General features: G+C 63.3%; 18 protein-coding genes and 1 riboswitch. Of the genes, 6 read left to right on the top strand and 12 right to left on the bottom strand.

What is annotated here, in order from left to right:
• The 4 genes from H7C86_RS02430 to H7C86_RS02415 all read right to left on the bottom strand — a co-directional run bounded on the left by H7C86_RS02430 (position 1) and on the right by H7C86_RS02415 (position 6,290).
• On the bottom strand, positions 1–2,079 hold the full coding sequence (locus tag H7C86_RS02430) for a peptidase (protein WP_182261027.1): 2,079 nt from the start codon (positions 2,077–2,079) through the stop codon (positions 1–3).
• A 102-nt stretch (positions 2,080–2,181) separates the two neighbouring features.
• Positions 2,182–3,840, bottom strand: a complete 1,659-nt coding sequence (locus H7C86_RS02425) for a DNA repair helicase XPB (RefSeq protein WP_019744947.1) — start codon at positions 3,838–3,840, stop codon at positions 2,182–2,184.
• A gap of 180 nt (positions 3,841–4,020) precedes the next feature.
• The gene (locus H7C86_RS02420; protein ID WP_020970498.1) at positions 4,021–5,100 is read right to left on the bottom strand and encodes an alcohol dehydrogenase catalytic domain-containing protein; all 1,080 of its coding nucleotides are present in this window, start codon (positions 5,098–5,100) and stop codon (positions 4,021–4,023) included.
• Positions 5,097–6,290, bottom strand: a complete 1,194-nt coding sequence (locus tag H7C86_RS02415; RefSeq protein ID WP_020908805.1) for an LLM class flavin-dependent oxidoreductase — start codon at positions 6,288–6,290, stop codon at positions 5,097–5,099. The genes H7C86_RS02420 and H7C86_RS02415 overlap by 4 nt, the downstream gene beginning before the upstream one ends.
• A gap of 217 nt (positions 6,291–6,507) precedes the next feature.
• Between H7C86_RS02415 and H7C86_RS02410 the strand changes: the two genes are divergently transcribed.
• Both H7C86_RS02410 and H7C86_RS02405 read left to right on the top strand, forming a co-directional pair.
• Positions 6,508–6,819: a hypothetical protein gene (locus H7C86_RS02410; protein ID WP_020970497.1), complete on the top strand. Its 312-nt coding sequence runs from the start codon at positions 6,508–6,510 to the stop codon at positions 6,817–6,819.
• A gap of 54 nt (positions 6,820–6,873) precedes the next feature.
• Positions 6,874–7,536, top strand: coding sequence for a TetR/AcrR family transcriptional regulator (locus H7C86_RS02405; protein WP_019744943.1), 663 nt, complete (start codon positions 6,874–6,876; stop codon positions 7,534–7,536).
• Between the two features lie 413 nt (positions 7,537–7,949).
• Here H7C86_RS02405 and H7C86_RS37130 read toward each other — a convergent pair whose 3' ends face one another.
• Together H7C86_RS37130 and H7C86_RS02400 are read right to left on the bottom strand one after the other, a co-directional pair.
• A complete protein-coding gene (locus H7C86_RS37130; protein ID WP_019744941.1) occupies positions 7,950–8,075 on the bottom strand; it encodes a hypothetical protein in 126 nt (41 codons plus the stop codon).
• 87 nt (positions 8,076–8,162) lie between these two features.
• Complete coding sequence (locus tag H7C86_RS02400; protein WP_020908802.1) at positions 8,163–10,487, bottom strand: helicase-associated domain-containing protein; 2,325 nt, start codon at positions 10,485–10,487, stop codon at positions 8,163–8,165.
• A gap of 60 nt (positions 10,488–10,547) precedes the next feature.
• On the opposite strand from H7C86_RS02400, the gene H7C86_RS02395 reads away from it, so the two are divergent.
• Positions 10,548–10,736, top strand: coding sequence for a hypothetical protein (locus H7C86_RS02395; protein ID WP_019744939.1), 189 nt, complete (start codon positions 10,548–10,550; stop codon positions 10,734–10,736).
• A gap of 83 nt (positions 10,737–10,819) precedes the next feature.
• On the opposite strand, the gene H7C86_RS02390 is transcribed toward H7C86_RS02395, so the two are convergent.
• On the bottom strand, positions 10,820–11,383 hold the full coding sequence (locus H7C86_RS02390) for a transglycosylase family protein (protein ID WP_019744938.1): 564 nt from the start codon (positions 11,381–11,383) through the stop codon (positions 10,820–10,822).
• Between the two features lie 8 nt (positions 11,384–11,391).
• Positions 11,392–11,612: riboswitch (cyclic di-AMP (ydaO/yuaA leader) on the bottom strand.
• 383 nt (positions 11,613–11,995) lie between these two features.
• Here H7C86_RS02390 and H7C86_RS02385 point away from each other — a divergent pair.
• On the top strand, positions 11,996–13,393 hold the full coding sequence (locus H7C86_RS02385) for a YncE family protein (RefSeq protein ID WP_182261026.1): 1,398 nt from the start codon (positions 11,996–11,998) through the stop codon (positions 13,391–13,393).
• A gap of 121 nt (positions 13,394–13,514) precedes the next feature.
• On the opposite strand, the gene H7C86_RS02380 is transcribed toward H7C86_RS02385, so the two are convergent.
• Together H7C86_RS02380 and H7C86_RS02375 are read right to left on the bottom strand one after the other, a co-directional pair.
• Positions 13,515–13,904: a YccF domain-containing protein gene (locus tag H7C86_RS02380; RefSeq protein ID WP_003939919.1), complete on the bottom strand. Its 390-nt coding sequence runs from the start codon at positions 13,902–13,904 to the stop codon at positions 13,515–13,517.
• 33 nt (positions 13,905–13,937) lie between these two features.
• Positions 13,938–14,165 carry a hypothetical protein gene (locus H7C86_RS02375; RefSeq protein WP_003940194.1) on the bottom strand — a complete coding sequence of 76 codons (228 nt, stop codon included), beginning with the start codon at positions 14,163–14,165 and terminating at the stop codon, positions 13,938–13,940.
• Positions 14,166–14,380: 215 nt separating this feature from the next.
• On the opposite strand from H7C86_RS02375, the gene H7C86_RS02370 reads away from it, so the two are divergent.
• Complete coding sequence (locus tag H7C86_RS02370) at positions 14,381–14,794, top strand: cold-shock protein (protein WP_007733502.1); 414 nt, start codon at positions 14,381–14,383, stop codon at positions 14,792–14,794.
• An 88-nt stretch (positions 14,795–14,882) separates the two neighbouring features.
• On the opposite strand, the gene H7C86_RS02365 is transcribed toward H7C86_RS02370, so the two are convergent.
• The 3 genes from H7C86_RS02365 to H7C86_RS02355 all read right to left on the bottom strand — a co-directional run bounded on the left by H7C86_RS02365 (position 14,883) and on the right by H7C86_RS02355 (position 17,968).
• Positions 14,883–15,350, bottom strand: a complete 468-nt coding sequence (locus tag H7C86_RS02365) for a DUF2771 domain-containing protein (protein ID WP_254664902.1) — start codon at positions 15,348–15,350, stop codon at positions 14,883–14,885.
• 26 nt (positions 15,351–15,376) lie between these two features.
• Positions 15,377–17,068: an MFS transporter gene (locus tag H7C86_RS02360; RefSeq protein ID WP_372461224.1), complete on the bottom strand. Its 1,692-nt coding sequence runs from the start codon at positions 17,066–17,068 to the stop codon at positions 15,377–15,379.
• A gap of 69 nt (positions 17,069–17,137) precedes the next feature.
• Positions 17,138–17,968: a glutaminyl-peptide cyclotransferase gene (locus H7C86_RS02355; protein ID WP_238076548.1), complete on the bottom strand. Its 831-nt coding sequence runs from the start codon at positions 17,966–17,968 to the stop codon at positions 17,138–17,140.
• Positions 17,969–18,006: 38 nt separating this feature from the next.
• Here H7C86_RS02355 and H7C86_RS02350 point away from each other — a divergent pair, with 38 nt between their 5' ends.
• Positions 18,007–18,828, top strand: coding sequence for a DUF3027 domain-containing protein (locus H7C86_RS02350; protein ID WP_182261061.1), 822 nt, complete (start codon positions 18,007–18,009; stop codon positions 18,826–18,828).
• The last annotated feature ends 28 nt before the right edge of the window (positions 18,829–18,856 follow it).

Below are 18,856 nucleotides of genomic sequence, written 5' to 3'. Positions count from 1 at the left end.
CTAGTTTCGCGCGCGCTCCCACATCTGCAGGTAAGCCTCGGCGCCACGGCTCATGTCCTCGATGATCGTGTCGCCGTCGGCGCCCGCAGCAATACGCATGTCCGCGATCCAGTCGGGAATCATCCCGTACTGGGCAACGCCGTCGGTGTTCACGTCGAAAACCCTGGTGCCGGCGCGCTGCTGGTCCATGACGGTGCCGTCGAAGGCGGTGTACGGATATTGGAGCGGATTTTCGGCGGCGTCACCGCGCGGTGCGGCCTGCGGCCCGAAGCCGTTGGTGTCTGCGCCGTAGCCGAAACCGAAGTAGTAGTTCTCGCTTCGCATTGCCCGTGCGTCGCGCCACTGGTCGATGAACCCACGCTCCTCGGGCTTGTCGTCCGATGCGTCCAGTTGCCCGGCGTACAGGGCGACAAATCCGCCGAGCGCGTAGATCCGCTTGTAGAGGCTCGGGTCGCTCCAGCTGTGACTGGAAACAACACCGGAATAGTTCGCTGCTTCGAGAATGTCGAGGGCTGCTTCGGCGGTCTTGACGCTCATGTGATCGATGTCCACGATCATCCCTCGGTCCATCAAACCTCGGATCGTGTATGCGCCGAGGTCGGTCAGGCCGTGCGAATTGCATTGCGGACCAGAGGGGTACACCGGAAGCGTCACTCCGGGTGGGAGTACCGCGAGAAGATTCTGTGCGCCGTCGACCTTGGTGGGCAGCACATTGTCCTCGGCAACGCCGGTGCATGGTTCCGACTGCCAGAACTCCCCGGTGCCCAGGTAGTTGCCGATATTGACGGCCACTCCGGTGACGCCGCCGTCGAAACGGGCACCGCCGAGGGCGTTGTCGAACTTGTGCGTGACGATCATCTGCCGAACACCGAGGTCGTACAACTCGTCCAGGCCGCGGTCGATGTCGTCCTCGGTGCACTGCGGAATACCGTTGCGCACAGAGCAACCGAAGGGTTCGGACACCTCCACCCCGAGGGTGACGGCCAGCTTTCCGTCGGCGGCCACCTGCCTGGCCTGTTCAGGGGAGCTCACGATGCGGAACCAACCCCGGCCGGGACCGCCGTACTGGGCGTCGATGTAGTCCTGGAGTTCGCGCGTCTGCTGCGCCTGGATCCGGACGGTCTCCATCTCGTCACAGGGATTTCGTTTACTCGGATACAGCTCGCACAGGATACGGTTGGCGACAAAGAGGTTGGTGAAGATTCGCAGACCGCCACGCCAGGCCCGCTCGACCCACTTGTAGTACGTCTGCTCGTGTGTCAGTGAATCGTGCGCCGGCCAGTCGGCGAAACTCGGCCAGCCGGTGGTGTCGTGAGTTTCGAAGGGATTGCCGTACGACAGAACGTTTTCGAGGAGCGCCGGTATCCCGTCGGGTTGATGGTCCGGGCAGTCGACGAGCGCTGCGGTGACGCCCTGAGGATCGAAAGGTCGGCCGCAGTGCAGGTTTCCGCCCATGAACTCGGAAGCATTCATGTGCACGTGTGTGTCGATGAATCCGGTGACTTCACCGTTCGGTCCGATTTCTCCTGGAACGCCGTTTGCGCCCACCTCCGCTTCGGGGAAATCGGCGCAGCCACCGCGCGAGACGAGTGTGAACGCAGATTCGGGGACGTCACCGGGATCGGACATCGTGAGCGTCAAGTCGCGCGAGATCAGTTGGCGGCCGTTCGAGGTCGCGGTCAGAACGAACGATTCACCGGTGGACATCGCGGTCCAGTCGGTGGAGGGAGTTGCTTCGGAAGTGGCGAGTACCGAGTCCGCGCCGTCGTGCGAGAGCATCGACCCGTCCGGGCCGTACAGCATGAAACGACCCAACTGGGCCGCATGTAGTCGGAACGGTTCGGCGTCTGAGGCTTTCGTTACGTCGGTGAGGTACGCCGACCCGTCACGACGGACGAAATCACCAGACTCGGTGCGCAGCGCGAAGCAACCGTTCGCAAGTGCGTACACCGAGTTCTGCGCGGTAGGAGCAGGACTCGGTGCCGCGGCGCTGACGCCGGTCGTGGCGACGACGACGGCGGCAGTCAGCAGCGAGATGGTTCCGGCGAGCCGACCCCGTAGACGTGGAACTGAGCGCATGGTGCTGGTGACCCCCGGCCGATGGACACGACTGTGACAGGGGACACTCTACAGATAACTGGACGTATGTCCATTTGATTCTGCAACGTGTTGCAGAAATGCTCAGCCGATTGCAGGTCCGAGCAGGTCATCGGCGTCGGTGATCCGGTAGGCGTAGCCCTGTTCGGCGAGGAATCGCTGACGATGTGCCGCATATTCCGCATCGAGAGTGTCGCGGGAAACCACCGAATAGAAGTGGGCCTGACCGCCGTCGTGCTTGGGGCGCAACAGTCGCCCGAGTCGCTGAGCTTCTTCCTGCCTCGATCCGAAGGTTCCCGAAACCTGCACGGCGACAGACGCCTCCGGAAGGTCGATCGAGAAGTTCGCGACCTTACTCACCACCAGCGTCTGGATCTCACCGTTGCGGAACTGATCGAACAGGATCTCACGTTCCTTGTTCTTGGTGGATCCCTTGATCACCGGGGCGTTCAGGGCTTCGCCGAGTTCGTCGAGCTGATCGAGATACGCACCGATCACCAAGGTCGGTGAATCCGGGTGCTTCGCCAGAATCGACTTCACGACAGCAATTTTGGTGTGCGCCGTCGAGCACAGTTTGTAGCGCTCCTCCGGTTCGGCGACGGCATAGGACATGCGCTCGGCGTCCGTCATCGTCACTCGCACCTCGACGCAGTCAGCCGGCGCGATCCAGCCCTGCGCTTCGATGTCCTTCCACGGAGCGTCGTAGCGCTTGGGGCCGATGAGCGAGAAGACGTCGCCTTCGCGGCCGTCCTCACGAACCAGCGTTGCGGTCAGGCCGAGACGGCGGCGCGACTGCAGGTCTGCCGTCATCCGGAAGACGGGCGCGGGCAGCAAGTGGACCTCGTCGTAGATCACCAGTCCCCAGTCCCGGGAGTCGAACAGTTCGAGGTGCTTGTACTCGCCCTTCGTACGACGCGTGATCACCTGGTAGGTCGCGATCGTGACCGGCCGAATCTCCTTGCGCTCGCCGGAGTATTCGCCGATTTCTTCCTCGGTCAACGACGTGCGGGCGATGAGCTCACGCTTCCACTGACGACCGGCGACGGTATTGGTGACGAGGATGAGTGTGGTGGCTTTGGCCTTTGCCATGGCTGCTGCGCCCACCATCGTCTTGCCGGCGCCACATGGCAGCACGACGACGCCCGAGCCGCCGGCCCAGAACGAATCCGCTGCCATCTGCTGGTAGTCGCGCAGTTCCCAGTGGCCCTCTTCGAAAGCGAGATCGATCGGGTGCGCTTCGCCGTCCACATAGCCGGCGAGGTCCTCGGCCGGCCAGCCCACCTTGAGCAACATCTGCTTGAGGCGGCCGCGTTCGCTCGGGTGGACAATCACGGTGTCGTCGTCGACCTTCTCACCGAGCATCGGTGAGATCTTCTTGTGTCGCATCACCTCGGTGAGGACTGCCCGGTCGAGGCTGACCAGGATGAGGCCGTGCACCGGGCTCTTGACCAGCTGCAAGCGTCCGTACCTGGCCATCGTGTCGACGATGTCGACCAGCAGCGGTTGCGGAACTGCGAATCGTGAGAACGAAACCAGAGCGTCGACAACCTGCTCGGCGTCGTGTCCGGCGGCGCGGGCATTCCACAAGGCCAGGGGAGTGATGCGATACGTGTGGACGTGCTCGGGGGCGCGTTCGAGTTCCGCGAAGGGGGCGATTGCCTGCCTGGCATCGCCGGCGCGCTCGTGGTCGACCTCCAACAGCAGCGTCTTGTCGGATTGGACGATCAACGGTCCGTCGGTCACGGAAGCCTCCTAGTGAAACAAACGCAGCAGCCACAGAGCGTTGCACCGCGTTGTCGGCTGACGCCAACCCTGCCATTGTCCTGGTATCGGAGCGCATACGCCAACAGGCGACGCTCGCACAGCCAGAAGTAGAGGTGCCCGAGTTCGGGCACCCCTACGTCAACAGAGCAGGACCAACCGCTATTCCGGACGACCTGCAGCGGGCAGGACGAGGATCTTCACGTGCTCGTCGGGTGCGCGAAGAGCCGCAAAAGCGTCCGAAACTCCGTCGAGCCCGACACGGCCGGTAATGATCGCTTCGGCGTCGATCTCGCCGGCGGCCAACCGAGCAAGGGTGATGTCGTACGCGTTCTCGTAGGGGCCATGACCGAAGTTGATCGAGATCCTTCGGAACTGCCCGATGACGGGAACGATGGTCTCGTCGCCGAACGGCGCAGCCAGGACCTGAATCCGCGAGTTGAACGGCAGGGTGCGCATCAGTTCGCCGATGACCCCCGCCCGGCCGCTGCATTCGTAGGCGATCAGGATGCCGTTCGCGGCCTGGCCCACGAGCGGGTTGCCTTCGGCGACCATCTGATTCCACAGTTCGATCGGATCCTGTGTGAAGGGGTCGACGACGATGTCCGCGCCCATCTTCTTGGCGAGCTCGCGGCGTTTGGGGGAGGGTTCGGACGCGATGACGATCTGTGCCCCTCTCGCTTTCGCCGCGACGATGGCACCCAGTCCGATCGTCCCGCAACCGACGACGAGCGCTGAATCGGCCGAGGTGAGGCCGGACTGCTGGAGATGCATCTCGCCGACGTGTAGAGGTTCGGCCAGTGTGGCGTGCTCGAGTGACAGATGGTCGGGAACCTTGCGGACCCAGAATGCGTCGACAACGATGTGATCGCCGAACGCACCGTGGTATTCGTTCGAGTAACCGATGATCGTCGGGATCCCGGTAGCCGTGTCGGTGGCCAAGCCGATGCCGGCCACCCGATCACCGATCATGAAATCGTCTACTGCCGAACCGGTCTCGGCGACGATACCCGCGTATTCGTGGCCCAGCACCACGGGTGCGTCTGGATCGAAGGTGGCGAGCGGGTAGCCACCGTTGTGTGCGACCTCGACGAATCGGCACGGGTCCTTCGACATGCTCAGGTCGCTGCCGCAGATTCCGCAGGCGACGACGTCGATGCGGATCTGATGGGGTGCCAACGGCGGCGCGTCGGCCATCTCGGCGACGGCGAATTCTCCCTGTTGGAATCGGACAGCCCTCATGCGCGCACAGCTCCCGTCTCGGCCGGTTGGCCGTAGTAGTCGGTATGGGCTTTGGTGATCGCTCCGACCAGCCCGCCGATCAGGTATTCGCGGTTGTCCTCGGCGAACTGCATGCTCGCCTGACGTCCGACATTCCGCTTCCGGAAGTGCGGGACCACCTCGGAGGCGAACAATTCGTAGCTGCGTTTGGTGTCCTCCCAGCTCGCCATGTCCACGTGAAGGATCAGGAACGTGCCGAACCCTCCTGTCTTCTCGATCAGACGCTCGATCTGAGCGATCGCATCTTCGGGCGTACCGATGATCGCCTGACCGAACTCGCCGAGCGTGTCGTTACGCCACTGGTCGATGATTCCGGCAGGTGTATCTGCCCAGGCCGGGTTCTGGCCGGTCTGTCGATTCACGTAGGAGGCCATCGATCCGATCCGCCGGCTCACGGCGCGCTCGGCCTCGGCTCGGGTCTCGGCGATGAACATCGGATTGACCACACGCCACGTCGCCCGGTCGGCGTGGTGGCCGTGCTCGGCCGAGACCTTCTCGTACACATCCCAGTTGCGATCCAGTGCGTCGAATCCGCTGGGTGAACTCGCCGCGAGTGAGAGCAGGGAGAGCCCGTTCTTGCCGGCGAGCACCGAACCGTTGGGGGAAATCGTCGACGCTGTCACGGTCTCGATGCCGTCCGCACGGTATGTGGGCAGCTGTGCGCGTGCGTCACGCAACGTGAACCAGTCGGTTTCCATGTTGACGACCTCGCCGCGAAGCAACGCGAGAATGGCCTCGAGCGCTTCGCCCTGGCGGCGACGCTGGTCCGACGGGTTGATGCCCATCATGTGTGCATCGAGGGGAATCTTGCCGGGGCCGGTGCCGAAGATGAGCCGTCCGCGCGTCTGCAGATCGAGCTGAGTGATGCGGTCGGCCGTGATCAGCGGGTGGTGATAGGGCAGGGACGTCACGCCTGTGCCGAACTGGATGCGCTCGGTTCGCTCTGCGGCGGCCGCGATGAACATGTCCGGTGCAGGCACGATCTCGGCGCCGGTCGAATGATGCTCACCCATCCACGCTTCTTCGAATCCGAGGTGGTCCAGGTGTGTCATGAGGTCGATGTCGCGTCTGAGTTGCAGGGCGGGATCGGCGTCGAGCGGATGGTACGGGGCGAGGAAGGCTCCGAAGCGGATGGACGATGCGGACCACACGATGACATCTCCTGTCGACAGGGGAGTGATTTGGATCACTCGCTCTGATGGAGATGTCTAACATGGATCAACTGATCCAATAAGTTGAATCTCCCGCACAGTGGGAGGTTGGTAATCACTTGTAGCTCAACGCTATCTGGCGTAATCATGTCGTCTAAGGTTGTTCCAAGTCGATCAACTGAACCAGGTATTTTGAGAAGGAGCGTTGAAAGAGGTCATGCAACTGGACGTCACAATCACCCCCACCTCCTCGACCGTCGAACTGAACGGGGTCGACGACTTCACCAGTCTCTCGGTCGTCGTAGGCGGCGACGATCAATCCGAGACTTTGAGTCGGGCATTGGAACCGTGGGGGGAACTCGAGGACGATCATGTCTGGCTCGACATTGCTCACCTGGAACAAGCCGTCGCGGCCCAGGTCGGAAACGCGCAGTGGAGGCAGAAGTTCTCCGCGATGGTGGACTACGCACGCGCCCACGGCTGGGTCGATCGCGACAACAGGGTGCGAGCACACCGTGAATCACTCTGACTCCGCGGTCAGCGCTTCGGAGAAGTTCGGCGAGCCCGTGCGAAGCTCGTTCGTATGACCGACTCCCGGCAGAACCGTCAAGGCGACGTGACACGTCTGCGTTTGCTCAAAACTGCTGAACGGCTTTTCGCGACAGAGGGATTGGATGCAGTTTCGCTGCGCGCGGTCAACGCGGCGGCCGGTCTCGGACCGTCGTCCGTCCACTACCATTTCGGCACCAAGGAGGATCTGGTCGCCGCGGTGCTGTTGGACATGGGAACGTCGGTGCGAGATCAGATCAGCGCGAACGTGGACGCCCTAGCCGCCGACAAGGAGCCGCCGACGGTCGAAGCGTTGGTGCGGGCCGTCACGGCGCCATACAAGACACTGCTTCTTCGCCATCGCACGCGGGGAATGCGATGGATCAGAATCGTCACGCAGATTTCGCAGCCGCAGATGTCACGACCGGGCCATCCAGCCCTCGAGGCGACCGAGCTGCACCTTCGCGATCATCTTCTCGACCAGGTCCGTCGTAGCTTTCCTGCTACCGATCCCGAAAGGCTCGAGACTCGCTGGGCGGTTGCCTTGATGGGCTTCCTCCAGGCGTTGAGCCGGGCGGACGATTGGAGCGGAAGCAGCAAGCCGCTCGCGCCGGAGCGACTTGCCGACTTCTACGAGGACCAGGTCGTCTTTCTGGTGGGTGGAGTGCGACAGTTATTGGGATTAGCGCCTAACTGATGCGCCTCCTATTTCTGCGCGACCACTGACTTCCGCATTTCCATTACATGAGTAATAGCTTCGGAAATTCCGGATCTATAACCGATATTCTTTTCGGAATCACCCGGAGTGGAATCAAGCTCCGATTCGAGTCTCGTCTGAATACGGTCCAGGGTGTGGATTGTTCTTTTCACGATGGTTGATTCTCTTTCTGCGGTAAATCCGAAAGAAGTATTCCGGATTGCCGAGCGTGTTCGTCGAGGACACACAGTGATGCCAGGGTCATGCCCGCTGCGTAGCCGCGCGAGCGTGCATCAGTTCCTCGACTACGTGACTTGAACAGGTTGAATGTTTCGTGCAGGTGCACGAGGGTGTCGGTGGAGGCAGGCATTGGTCAGCTTCGCAGTCAGCTCGTCTTCCTCTGGACTGTGCTGTCAGCTCCGCTTCCGCTTACGAATGAACTCGGAAGACTCCGTAGTTTTCGCCCGCTTTTCTGCGCGGCGTTCCTTGATCGACTGAGCGGGTTTCTTCATGTTCTTTCCCGGCGCCTTGTCAGCCATTGTCGCTCCTCATTTTTCGAAGTGGCAATCACAAACTGACCTCGACCATACTTCATTTACAGAAAAAAGCCAGTTGCTTCTTTTCTGCTACTTTTTTCCGGAGTCGACGGGGCTGACGGAAGTAATGCGGTGCAACGTGAAACGGCGTACGGCACCACTTGCCGGGTCGAAGGCGTCCAGCTGTCCGCCGCCCACGCTGACGGGGTCGACGATGCGATGAGTCGCTACCCCCTGAGCGTCGACATAGCCGATGTTGACGCTCGAATTGTCCCGGGCCGCTGTGGCCAGTAACGCGATGGTGGCGGCATTGTTCTCCCTCGAACCGTCCGTCCGGACACCACCACGGCCCGGGGCGGAAGCGCGGTCACCTGCTCGCATCGTGCGTACCAACGACGCCAATTGATCCGCCGACGGGCTTGCGGGCATTCGCGACGCCGGTCGGCTGCGACGGTTCGGTACACGCGCCCCGCGTGGGCGGAGATCGACCAACGTGCCCGAGGAGTCCTCACCTGCCGGCGCGAATCCGGCTGCGCGCAGCTCGGCCAGGACCTCGCGCAGTGGGGCCTGCGAAATCGCGACTGTGGGAGCCAAGGCGCGCAATGCCAGGGGCTCCGCCACCGCCGAAGCGAGGACCTCCGCCAGCAGTGACGCGTCCTCACATCGAATGAACGACGCCGCCACTCCGGCACGCAGTCGCCCGTGTCGACGGGCGACATCGTCGATCAGATACGAAAGTGATTGGGGAACAGGCGTCTTCGATTTCGAGGCGAACATCGCATGCAGTTCGGTGGCCGTCAGACCGGCGTCGAGCGCACGACGCACGCTGTCCTCGCTGATGCGGTACATGGACGCCGATCCTGCCGACTCGATGTCCGCGACCAGGCTCACCTGCTCGAGCAGGTCCGGTACGAGCGGGCCGGGCGCAACCAGAGTCAGATCTGCCTGGACCAGGATGTAGTCGATGGGCTCGGGTAGGGCGGACTGCATTTCGGCTTCGGCGTCCCCGCCGTGCAGCAAAGCTCGTCCAGGTGACGACAACGCGCCGCGGGCCACCAGCCCGAGCGCGGCGGCCTCGTCCAGAGTCCGCTCGATTGCGAACGTCCGTAGGCGCCCGCTCCATCGCGGGCGTCGCCACGCCAGTAGTCGACTTACCTCGACGGCCGATGCAGTCTGGCCACTGTCGAGTTCGGAGAGCAGCCCCAGAATGGCCTGGCGATCGCGCGGAGCCGCCGGGGCCCGGCCTTCCTCGGACAGCGCCGCGATGGGCTTGTCGGTGGAATCCCTCAGCCCGATCATCCACGGAACTCGCGGTACGTCGACCCAGGCGGACGCCAGCACCTCCCACCGACGCGCTGTGGACGCGTTGAGCCAGCCGTCGACGGCGAGTGTGGGCGTCCAGTATTCGTCCGCGTTGTCCGAGACCGGCGCCGGATCGGGCGTTCCACTGGCGATGAGTCCGGCTGCCGAGAGCAATTCGACGAGCAGGCTCACTCGCGCTTCGTCGAGATCGGCCGTCTTGGCCACTCGTCGTAGTTCTCGAACACCGAGTCCACCGGCTCGCAGTGCTGGGGCCGGTGCTGCGCCCAGAACAGCGATCACGCTCTCGCATTGGCGTACCAACTCGAGTGCCTCGCCGGCCGCTGCGGCGTTCACGTCCGCGGGTTTGAGTTTGTCGCCCCCGATGACGGGTGCGGTCAGCGTCGTCGGATCGAAAACCGGCTCGCCGCGGATGACCTGACGAACCGTCGCCGGAAGCTCGACGGTCTGCTCGTCGAGCCACCGCAGCAGGCCGGCCGCCAGCAGTCGCTGAACCGGGCGCTCAGGCGGTGTTCCGGGGGCGGCGTCGCGGGTGCGACCGATCGGGCTGGAGTTGGCGAGAGTCTCGAGGAGATCCCGCTCACGGGTGTCCAGAGCGTCGAGGGCTGCCGAGATCTCGGTCTCGGTCATCGCCTCGGCAGGTTCGAGGGCTCGCCCCACACGCCACGGAATCATCCCGATGACTGCCGGGACGACGCTGATGGGATCGACACCCCAGACGAGGGCGGACTCACGCATCTTCGACAGTGACTTGTCGACGGCCTTCTTGGTGACCTTGCCCTTGCCGGTCAGGGCGCGTTCGGCGATTGCACTGTTGAGCTCCGCCCGCGTCATCGGAGTTTCCTCGGCGCCGGCCAGTGCCAACAATTCGAGAAGACCGAAATCCAGGGTGTCGAGTTCGTCCGCCGCTCGGCTGACCGACGCGCGTTGCTGCGCCCGACCACTGAGAACCACCATCGTGCTCGGCGGCGGTACGGCCAGATCGGGGCGCAGACGCAGCAACTCCGTCAACTCGGCGTCACTGCGCGCCGAGAGCCAATCGGTCAGACTTTCGGCTGCGGAACTGCCCGCCGGGGTGCCACGTGTTTCGGTCATCAGGTATCAGATTAGAGACCTGGTCTGTACGGCGTAACGGCGTCCTGTCAAAATGACTTCGTGGCCAACAATTCGAAGCAACACTATGTAGATCCAGGATGGCCGGAAACTGCAGACGGAGATCACGCAGTGACCGAATTGTCATCGACCCGCGCAGGTGGACTTTCACCCTTCGGCGAGGACACCACCTTTCCGGTTCCGGTGGAGTCACTTCCTTACGTACACCCGCACACCGTCATCAACCGATAACAACTCGACACGAAGAAGGCCCGCACCGATTCGGTGCGGGCCTTCTTGATGTTCGAGCGTCCGAGCGGACAGTCTTACCGGTGTTACTTGAGGAACGTCTTCGCGGTGTCGGCGACTGCGAGGATCTGCGGGTCGACCGGGATGCCGTTGGCCTTGGCGAACGCGATTGCCTGATCGATGGCGTCAGCGACCGGGTGTGCAACGGTCTGAGCGACCTGCTGTGCCGGAGCCGGAGCTGCCTGAGGAGCCGTGGTGGCCGGAGCGGAACGCTCGGTGGCGCCGCTGCTCAGTCCGAGGCTGGAGGAGCAGGACGGCCATGCGCCCCAACCCTGGTTTGCGAGAACACGCTCGGCAACAACGATCTGCTGCTCGCGAGTGGCCTGGTTTGCGGTGGCTGCGTACTGTCCGCCGCCGTGTGCGTTCCACGTGCTGGGGGAGAACTGCAGTCCGCCCTGGTAACCGTTGCCGGTGTTGATGGCCCAGTTTCCGCCGGCCTCACACTGGGCGAGACGATCCCAGTCGGAGTCGGGGGCAGCGCTTGCGGTTCCGGTGGCTGCAATTCCTGCTACGCCCATGATGGCGCCGGTGACGGCGACCTTGGCGACAGTGCGACCGGTGGTGGTGGGCTTGCGATGGCGTCCGCTCATGATGGTCGAAATCCTCTCCACACGCGCCTGCGAGGTCAGCTGTCGGGTTCGGGCTGAGAGGTCGCCCGGCCTCGCCTTTCCTGGCTGGAAAGGGTCTGGCTTCACCCCAAGATTCGGTCTTGCGATCGAACCGGTGTCCACTGGAGAACTTTTCTGTTCTCACAGAGGACTTTGGGTCCCCCGTCCTCGTCCCTGGAATGCTCTGTCGGAAGTCCGGTACCCGCGGGACAAGGCTTGGCGCGGCGGGCCGGAGGTGGCCGAGTTTCCCGGCCGAAAACGACGGTAACGGCTCGAGTCTCTCGTGTCACCATTTGATAACGCGGCGTGGCGAAGGACGTACAACGCGTCACACAAAGCGCAGGAGACTCTTCCCAGGTAGGTGGGGGTGCCTGAGTGAATGTCCGGTTGTGTCCGTTCCGTTATCCATCCGTAATGTGAGCAAGGTCACACGTTATGTGGAAATGGAATTCCGGCCGAGTGAGAGGTGTGCCGATCCAGGTCGAAGATGTGTCCTGTGTCTCAACATCGAGATTAAAACTTAGGTTAGGTTGGCCTGACTTGCCCCGAATGGGCAGGGTTCGCAGAGTCTTCCAAAGAAGTAGGGCACCCCTCATGAAACTGCAATACCGTCGGCGTGCGGTCACCGCGTCACTCGCCGTCGCCGCTGCTGCTGTCGGCCTGGCCGTCACTGCTCCCGCTGCACACGCCTCACCCGAGGATCCGACACACGGTGTTGTCGGAAGCTATTCCGCAACCCAGCCCGGCGACATCGTCGTCGACTCGGCAACCCACCGCGGATACATCACGCAGTACGGCGGACCGACCAGCTCGTTGTCCGTCGTCGACACGAACACCGGCAAGCCCGTCGGCACCATCGACGGTGTCGTCGGTTACCCGTCGGCACTTGCCGTGGACTCGGACCTCGGACGCGCATACGTGTCCTCCTCCTACGGCGGCGCGATCTCGATTGTCGACACGAAGACCGGCAAGGTCGAAAAGACGGTCACGCTGAGCGAGAAGAACCCCGACGGCTCGCGGCCGCAGATCAACGATGTCGTCGTCGACCCCACAACGCACCGCGCGTACTTCTCGGACTACAAGTCCGGCAACATCCGAGTCGTCGACCCCAACGCCGCCGACGCCGTGTCGAGCATTCTGGTCGACAAGTCGGCAACGCCGACCAAGCTCGCCTTCGACAGTGTCCGCGGCTTCCTCTACATCGCGGACACCAACTTCTTCGACGAGAATTACGGCCGCACGCTGTGGCAGGCGGACGTACGCAAGGGCGGAGCACTCAAGTCGATCGTGCGTGCCGACAACCTCTACCCGGTCGACGTCGATGTCGACACGAACACCGGCAACATCTACATGACCGACACCCGGGCAACCAACCTGTGGGCGATCACCCCGGTCGGCGCGGTTCTGTCGAAGACCACGCTGTCTCCGACCGCGATTCCCAACGGCGTGGTCGTCGACGCTGCTGCAGGCATTGCATATGTCGCGGACGTCATGAACGGACACCTGTGGTCGGTCGATCTGACGACCCGCGCCGCCACCGCTCTGACCGATACCAAGGTTCCGGCACTGGAGAAGGTCAAAAACCTCGCGCTCGACACCTCGACCGGCGCCATCGCGTCGACGACCAACGGGGGCAAGGTGACCGTCGTTGCTGCGTACCCGCTACCCGCGACCGTCGAACTGCCTGCCGCTCAGGTCGGTAAGGCGTATTCGCAGAAGCTCACTGCCGCTGATACCCGAGCAACCTTTGCACTCACCAACGGTGCTCTGCCCGGCGGACTGACCCTCGCACAGGACGGCACCATCTCGGGAACCCCCACGGCCGTCGGCAGCGTCACCGTCGAGATCACTGCGAAGAGCGTGCTTTCGCGCGCTTCGAGTGTGACCATCGTGGTCTCCGAGGGTCCGGTCGGCCCCGTTGATCCGGGCAACCCGGGAACGGGTACCGGTTCGCTCGGTAACCTCCCCGGACTCGGTAGCCTCGGCCGCTGATCCGACCTGATACGAGAGAACCCGACCACAGCACCTGCTGTGGTCGGGTTCTTCTGTCTCCGGGCCCGCTTACGCGTAATTGACGCGGTCCACGGCTATGCGTAATTGACGCGGTCCACGGCTATGCGTAATTGACGCGGTCCACGTCGACGATCTCCTTGCCGAGCGGCATCAGCGAGATCGGAATCATCTTCAGGTTCGCGACCGCGAGCGGAATTCCGATGATCGTGATCGCCATCGCGACGGCGGTGACGATGTGTCCGATCGCCAACCAGATACCGGCGATGATCACCCAGATGACATTGCCGATCATCGAACCGACGCCAGCGGTCGGCTTGTCGACGACGGTCTTACCGAACGGCCACAGTGCGTAGATGCCGATGCGGAATGCCGCGATTCCGAAGGGAATCGTGATGATGAGGATGCAGCAGATGATGCCTGCGGCGAAGTAACCCAACGCCAGCCAGAAGCCGCCGAACACCAGCCAGATCACGTTCAGGAGGATTCTCATGGTCAGTGACCTTTCGGTTGGAGGCGGGGGTGATCAGCGCACGCGTCGACCGGATCTGAGCGTGTAGACGATGGCCAGAAGGAAGCCGATCGGGCACGCGAGTGCCACCAGGTACAACGCCAGGCCGGGCGGGGTGTCGCTGAAGATGTGGACTGCGAAGATGGCCACGATCGCCAGGAATCCGACGATGAACAGTGCCATCGCCGTACGGAACAGACCGTTTCCGGTGCCGGAAGTGCGCGGGTTCGGTTGAGGGTCCACACCTACGAGGATAGTGCCTGTAAACCTGGGTGCCGACCCGGGTTCGTCACAGGTAGACTGTTAACAGACTGCGCGCCCCGCTGAAGCAAGTGTGGGGCGCGTTCTTTTGCATTCTTCCACCGGAAGCGATGCGAGCAAGGCCATGAGGCTCTTCCGAGAGCCTCCCGAGCACATTGGGGCAGATGCCCCAGTCGAGTGATGAGCAGGTGAACGCGGTGCCGACCGGCAAGGTGAAGTGGTACGACGTCGAAAAGGGTTTCGGCTTTCTGTCGCAGGAAGAGGGCGAGGACGTCTACGTCCGTGCTTCCGCTCTCCCCGAGGGCGTCGAAGGCTTGAAGGCCGGCCAGCGCGTCGAGTTCGGCATGGCTGCGGGCCGCCGCGGTCCGCAGGCGCTGAGCCTGAAGGTGCTGGAGCCGGCGCCGTCGTTGCGGGGCGCTACGGCGACGCGTCGTGAGCCCGTCGAGCGTAAGCACACCCCTGACCAGCTGCACGGCATGGTCGAGGACATGATCACGTTGCTCGAGGCGAAGGTCCAGCCGGATCTGCGCAACGGCAAGTACCCGGACCGCAAGACCGCTCAGCGGATCTCCGAGGTCGTCCGAGCCGTCGCTCGCGAGCTCGATACCTGATCGCTCGATTCGAGCTGCCGTACACGGCTTCGAAACAAAATGCCCTGCACACCAATCGGTGTGCAGGGCATTTTCGTTCTTCCGGGGATCAGGCGGTCTTGATCGACCAGATCAGTAGTCCCTGTTCGCTTCCCTCACCGACGGCGAGGTGGATTTCGACGCCGACGAGTTGCTTGACGGGATCGCTCGAAGATTCGACCGTCACTGCCAGGGCCTCGCCGGGCTCGAAGACTCGGGGTTCGCCGGTCTGGTTGCCGTCGGCATCCTCGTAGACCGCCAGCATGGCCCACTGCGCATCGGAGACGTCCGTCGACAACGACAGCTGCAGCGGGTAGCCCGCGGGAACGTCGAGGGCATAGATGTCGCCCACCTGGGCGCACTGGGACAGATCGATGGTGCAGAACCCGGCAGGGTTCGTCTCGATCGTCTTGCCGTGTGCGTATGCAGTGATGACCGGCAGCTTTTCGGGGTCGTCGTTGATGTTCTTGATGATCACGAAAAGAACGGAGACGTAAGCAACTAGTGCCACCACCATCAGGACACTGATCGCTGCCACGATCTTCTTTGTTCTCGAGCGCATCATCACTGCGGAGTACTTCCTTGTCCTCGGTTGGATTTACCGGTGTAAATCACTTCGGTCACTTCTTGTTCGGCCAGATCGGGTCGCTTCCCGCCGAGGCCGGGCAGGAGGCTGCTTCCTCGGTAGCTCAGGAAGGTCTGCAGAAGCCCGATCGTCAGGAACACCGATACAACAGTGAACCCGATCCAGTATTCGGTCGGAAGCAGAACCCCCAATGCGCCGCCGAGTACCCAGCTCAACTGCAGAACCGTCTCGGATCTGCCGAATCCGGACGCGATCGATTCCTCGGGCAGGTCGTGCTGGAGTGACGCGTCGAGTGAGACCTTGGCGAGTGCGCTGGCTGCGGAGGCTACGAGTGTGGCCAGCGCAGCGGTCATCAGGTTGTCCGTCAGCGCTGCGATCACCGCGATGATCCAGACCGACGCAGTGCACCGGAGCACGATCAGTGCGGGCCGGCCGAGCTTGAGGCGCGCACCCGTGGCATTTCCGGCGAAGTTTCCCAGACCGGCCGCTGCGCCGACCAGGCCGAGCATCATGGCTTGCTGGAGCGGCTCGTGATCGGTGCGTGATTTGGCGACGAACGCGATGTAGAGCGTCAGGAAGCCGGTGAGCACGCGAATGGTGCCGTTGCCCCAGAGTCCGATGATCACGGCGCGTCCGAGAGGCTGTCGGACCTTGGCCGGTTTCGCGTTCGGCTGTGGTGGGGCGCTGCCGGCGTGGTGCGCCTCGTCCGGGTGGTAGGTGATGGTCGCGGGAACCTCACCCTCGGTGACTTCGACCCACGACGGGATTCGCATGCTCAGATATGCGCCGAAGACGGTGACGGCGACGGCGAACCATAAGGCTCCGGTGGAACCGAAAGCGAGCGCGAGCGCACCCGCGACGGCGCCGGCGCCGATCGTTCCGCCGATCAACCCGAAGACCGTCAGACGCGAATTGACGCGCACCAGGTCTATTTCCGGTGGTAGGACGCGTGGTGTCACCGCACTCTTGAGTACCGAGAACGATTTACTGAGCACCATCATGCCGAGCGCGGCCGGATAGAGGATCCAACTGTCGAAGTTGAAGACCAGGATCACTGCGAGGAGCGTCCGGATTCCGAACGACGACGCGAGTGCGATGCGGCGGCCGCGCTGCAACCGGTCGAGCATCGGACCGATGAGCGGTGCGATGACCGCGAACGGTGCGATCGTGATCAGGAGATAGAGCGCGACCTTGGTCTTGTCCTCACCCGTCGCCGCCGAGAAGAACAGCGTGTTGGCCAGAGCGACGGAGATCGCGGCGTCGGTGGCGTTGTTCGTCATCACCGCGTAGGTGAGAGCGGTCAGACCGGACTTGTCCGCGCCGTCGGCCTTCGCTGCGCGCTGGAAGGTCGCGATGCCCTTGTTCGTCAGTTCGCGGCTGCGCATCGCTGCGACGCGGGTGACGGTGAGTTTGCGGGGCATCGGGGGAGCCTTGGGGGCGTCCGCACCCGGTGCCTTTGAACCGGACGCAGAATCCGAGTCTCCCCGTGATTCGGGGATCGGGTGCAGCGGCGGCAAAGGCGTGCGACGCGCAGCGGGGCGAGCCGAAGGCGGGTTGTCCGGGCGGGCCGCGGGTGGGTAATTGTCGTAACCGGGGTGCACCCGTTGCCCCTCCGGCTCGTCGTGGATTCGCCGAGTTTCGGGGTCGTAGGGTTCGCGCGGTCCGGTCACCACTCAATTCTGTCCTAGTGTCGGCGCGGCTACCACGCACACCCCTGCGAGTCCTGTGTCATGTCGGACTCAGTTAACAAAACGGACTTCGAACATCTGCGGCCAATACTTGCCGGTGAGCAGGAATCGATCGGTACCGGGAATCTGCGCGATGCCGTTGAGAACGTCGACGGTGCTGGTCGATCCATCCGTGACGAGCTCTTCGCGTAGAGCCGATGCGTCGTACACGTTCGTGACGGCGCCGTCCGACGGGTCGATTCGGACGACGGTGTCGGTGGTCCAGACATTGGCGTAGACGGAGCCGTCTTCGGCGCATTCCAATTCGTTCAGCTTGCCGACGGACTCCGAAGATCTGGTGACGTCGACTGTCGAGATCGGCGCAAAGGTTTCGGGATCGCGAAAGGTCAACGTGGCCGAACCGTCGCTGGAGACCAGCCGATCCCCGAGCGAACAGATTCCCCATCCCTCGGTGTCGAGTGGGAACCGCCCACGTTCGGTCAAGGTGTCCTTGTCACGGGCGATGGCGACGCCGTCTTTCCAGGTGAGTTGCCACAGTGTGTCTCCGGCGACCGTGATGCCCTCACCGAACAACGGCGGGTCGAGATCTGCACGCGCAACTTCCGGTCCCGAAGCGGGGGACTGCTCGTCGGAGATCTCGCTCGAGCGCACCCAGGACTGCCCGACGCGTCCGGTGCTTTCGTACAACCGGTTTCCGTCGATCTCGAGGCCCTGCGTGAACGCGTCGGGATCGTGCGCGGACACTCGAACGATCTCGACGGAGCCGGTTTCGGACGTGAGGTTGTCGGGAGCACCGGGGGAATCGGAGCACCCCGCCAGGGCCGACGCGATCACGGCGACCACTGCAAAAGTGCGCACGGAATTGGCGTGTGACCTACTCATCTGCCCAGCATGGCAGCCCAGTGCGTTGCGGACTTGCGGTGGTGCGGCAAACTGGAGGAGTGAGTGTTGCTACTTCTCCAGAGCGTGCAGTGCCGCGCCCAGTACTGGCCGATGCGGTCGAGCTTGCCCGAACGGCAGTCGTCGACCTGCATGAAGGCGGTGTGGGGGCATACCTCGGCGTGACGTCGGAGGACGAATTTGCCGCCACCCATCGATTTGCAGCAGACATTCCCGGATACCGCGGTTGGCAGTGGGGGGTTGTCGTCGCTGCCGGACCGGAGGACACCCGCGCAACTGTCAGTGAGTTGGCGCTGCTGCCGGGTCCCGACGCGTTGGTTGCGCCGGAATGGCTGCCATGGGATCAGCGGATTCGTCCCGGCGATCTCTCCGTCGGTGACCTACTCGCCCCGCCGGCCGAGGATCCTCGGCTCGTTCCCGGCTACGTCGCCACCGGTGACCCGGAAGTCGACGAGGTAGCTCTCGAAATCGGGCTCGGCCGCAAACAAGTCATGAGCCTCGAGGGCCGACTCGATGCCGCGCAGCGTTGGTTCGACGGTGACTTCGGCCCGGAGTCGGAGATGGCCAAGGCTGCCCCGTCGACGTGTGGGCTGTGTGGATTCTTCCTTCCACTCGCAGGTTCGCTGCACGCAGCGTTCGGCGTGTGCGGCAACGAACTCTCCGCAGACGGCCGGGTGGTCAGCGTGTCCTACGGCTGTGGCGCGCATTCGGACACCAGCTTGCCGCTCGGTGCGGGCTCGCCGCAGTTCGACGCGTTCGACGACGGAGCAGTCGAGCTGATTGCGGTGCCCGCTCGCCCGTCGAGCGTTGTTGCAGTTGAGGATTCGGTATCCACCGAGTAGAAGATCCGTTCGGCACGGACGCACTCCG

Source organism: Rhodococcus sp. UFZ-B548, from assembly GCF_903819475.1.
Taxonomy (GTDB): domain Bacteria; phylum Actinomycetota; class Actinomycetes; order Mycobacteriales; family Mycobacteriaceae; genus Rhodococcus_F; species Rhodococcus_F erythropolis.
Note: the sequence above shows the minus strand (reverse complement) of the source record. Positions and strands in the feature narration are given on the sequence as shown.

Excerpts from the sequence above, each read along its gene's own strand:
- H7C86_RS02380 (WP_003939919.1), bottom strand. The coding sequence starts at position 13,904 with ATGAGAATCCTCCTGAACGTGATCTGGCTGGTGTTCGGCGGCTTCTGG.
- H7C86_RS02420 (WP_020970498.1), bottom strand. The coding sequence starts at position 5,100 with ATGAGGGCTGTCCGATTCCAACAGGGAGAATTCGCCGTCGCCGAGATG.
- H7C86_RS02385 (WP_182261026.1), top strand. The coding sequence starts at position 11,996 with ATGAAACTGCAATACCGTCGGCGTGCGGTCACCGCGTCACTCGCCGTC.
- H7C86_RS02405 (WP_019744943.1), top strand. The coding sequence starts at position 6,874 with ATGACCGACTCCCGGCAGAACCGTCAAGGCGACGTGACACGTCTGCGT.
- H7C86_RS02430 (WP_182261027.1), bottom strand. The coding sequence starts at position 2,079 with ATGCGCTCAGTTCCACGTCTACGGGGTCGGCTCGCCGGAACCATCTCG.
- H7C86_RS02390 (WP_019744938.1), bottom strand. The coding sequence starts at position 11,383 with ATGAGCGGACGCCATCGCAAGCCCACCACCACCGGTCGCACTGTCGCC.
- H7C86_RS02410 (WP_020970497.1), top strand. The coding sequence starts at position 6,508 with ATGCAACTGGACGTCACAATCACCCCCACCTCCTCGACCGTCGAACTG.
- H7C86_RS02400 (WP_020908802.1), bottom strand. The coding sequence starts at position 10,487 with ATGACCGAAACACGTGGCACCCCGGCGGGCAGTTCCGCAGCCGAAAGT.
- H7C86_RS37130 (WP_019744941.1), bottom strand. The coding sequence starts at position 8,075 with ATGGCTGACAAGGCGCCGGGAAAGAACATGAAGAAACCCGCTCAGTCG.
- H7C86_RS02355 (WP_238076548.1), bottom strand. The coding sequence starts at position 17,968 with ATGAGTAGGTCACACGCCAATTCCGTGCGCACTTTTGCAGTGGTCGCC.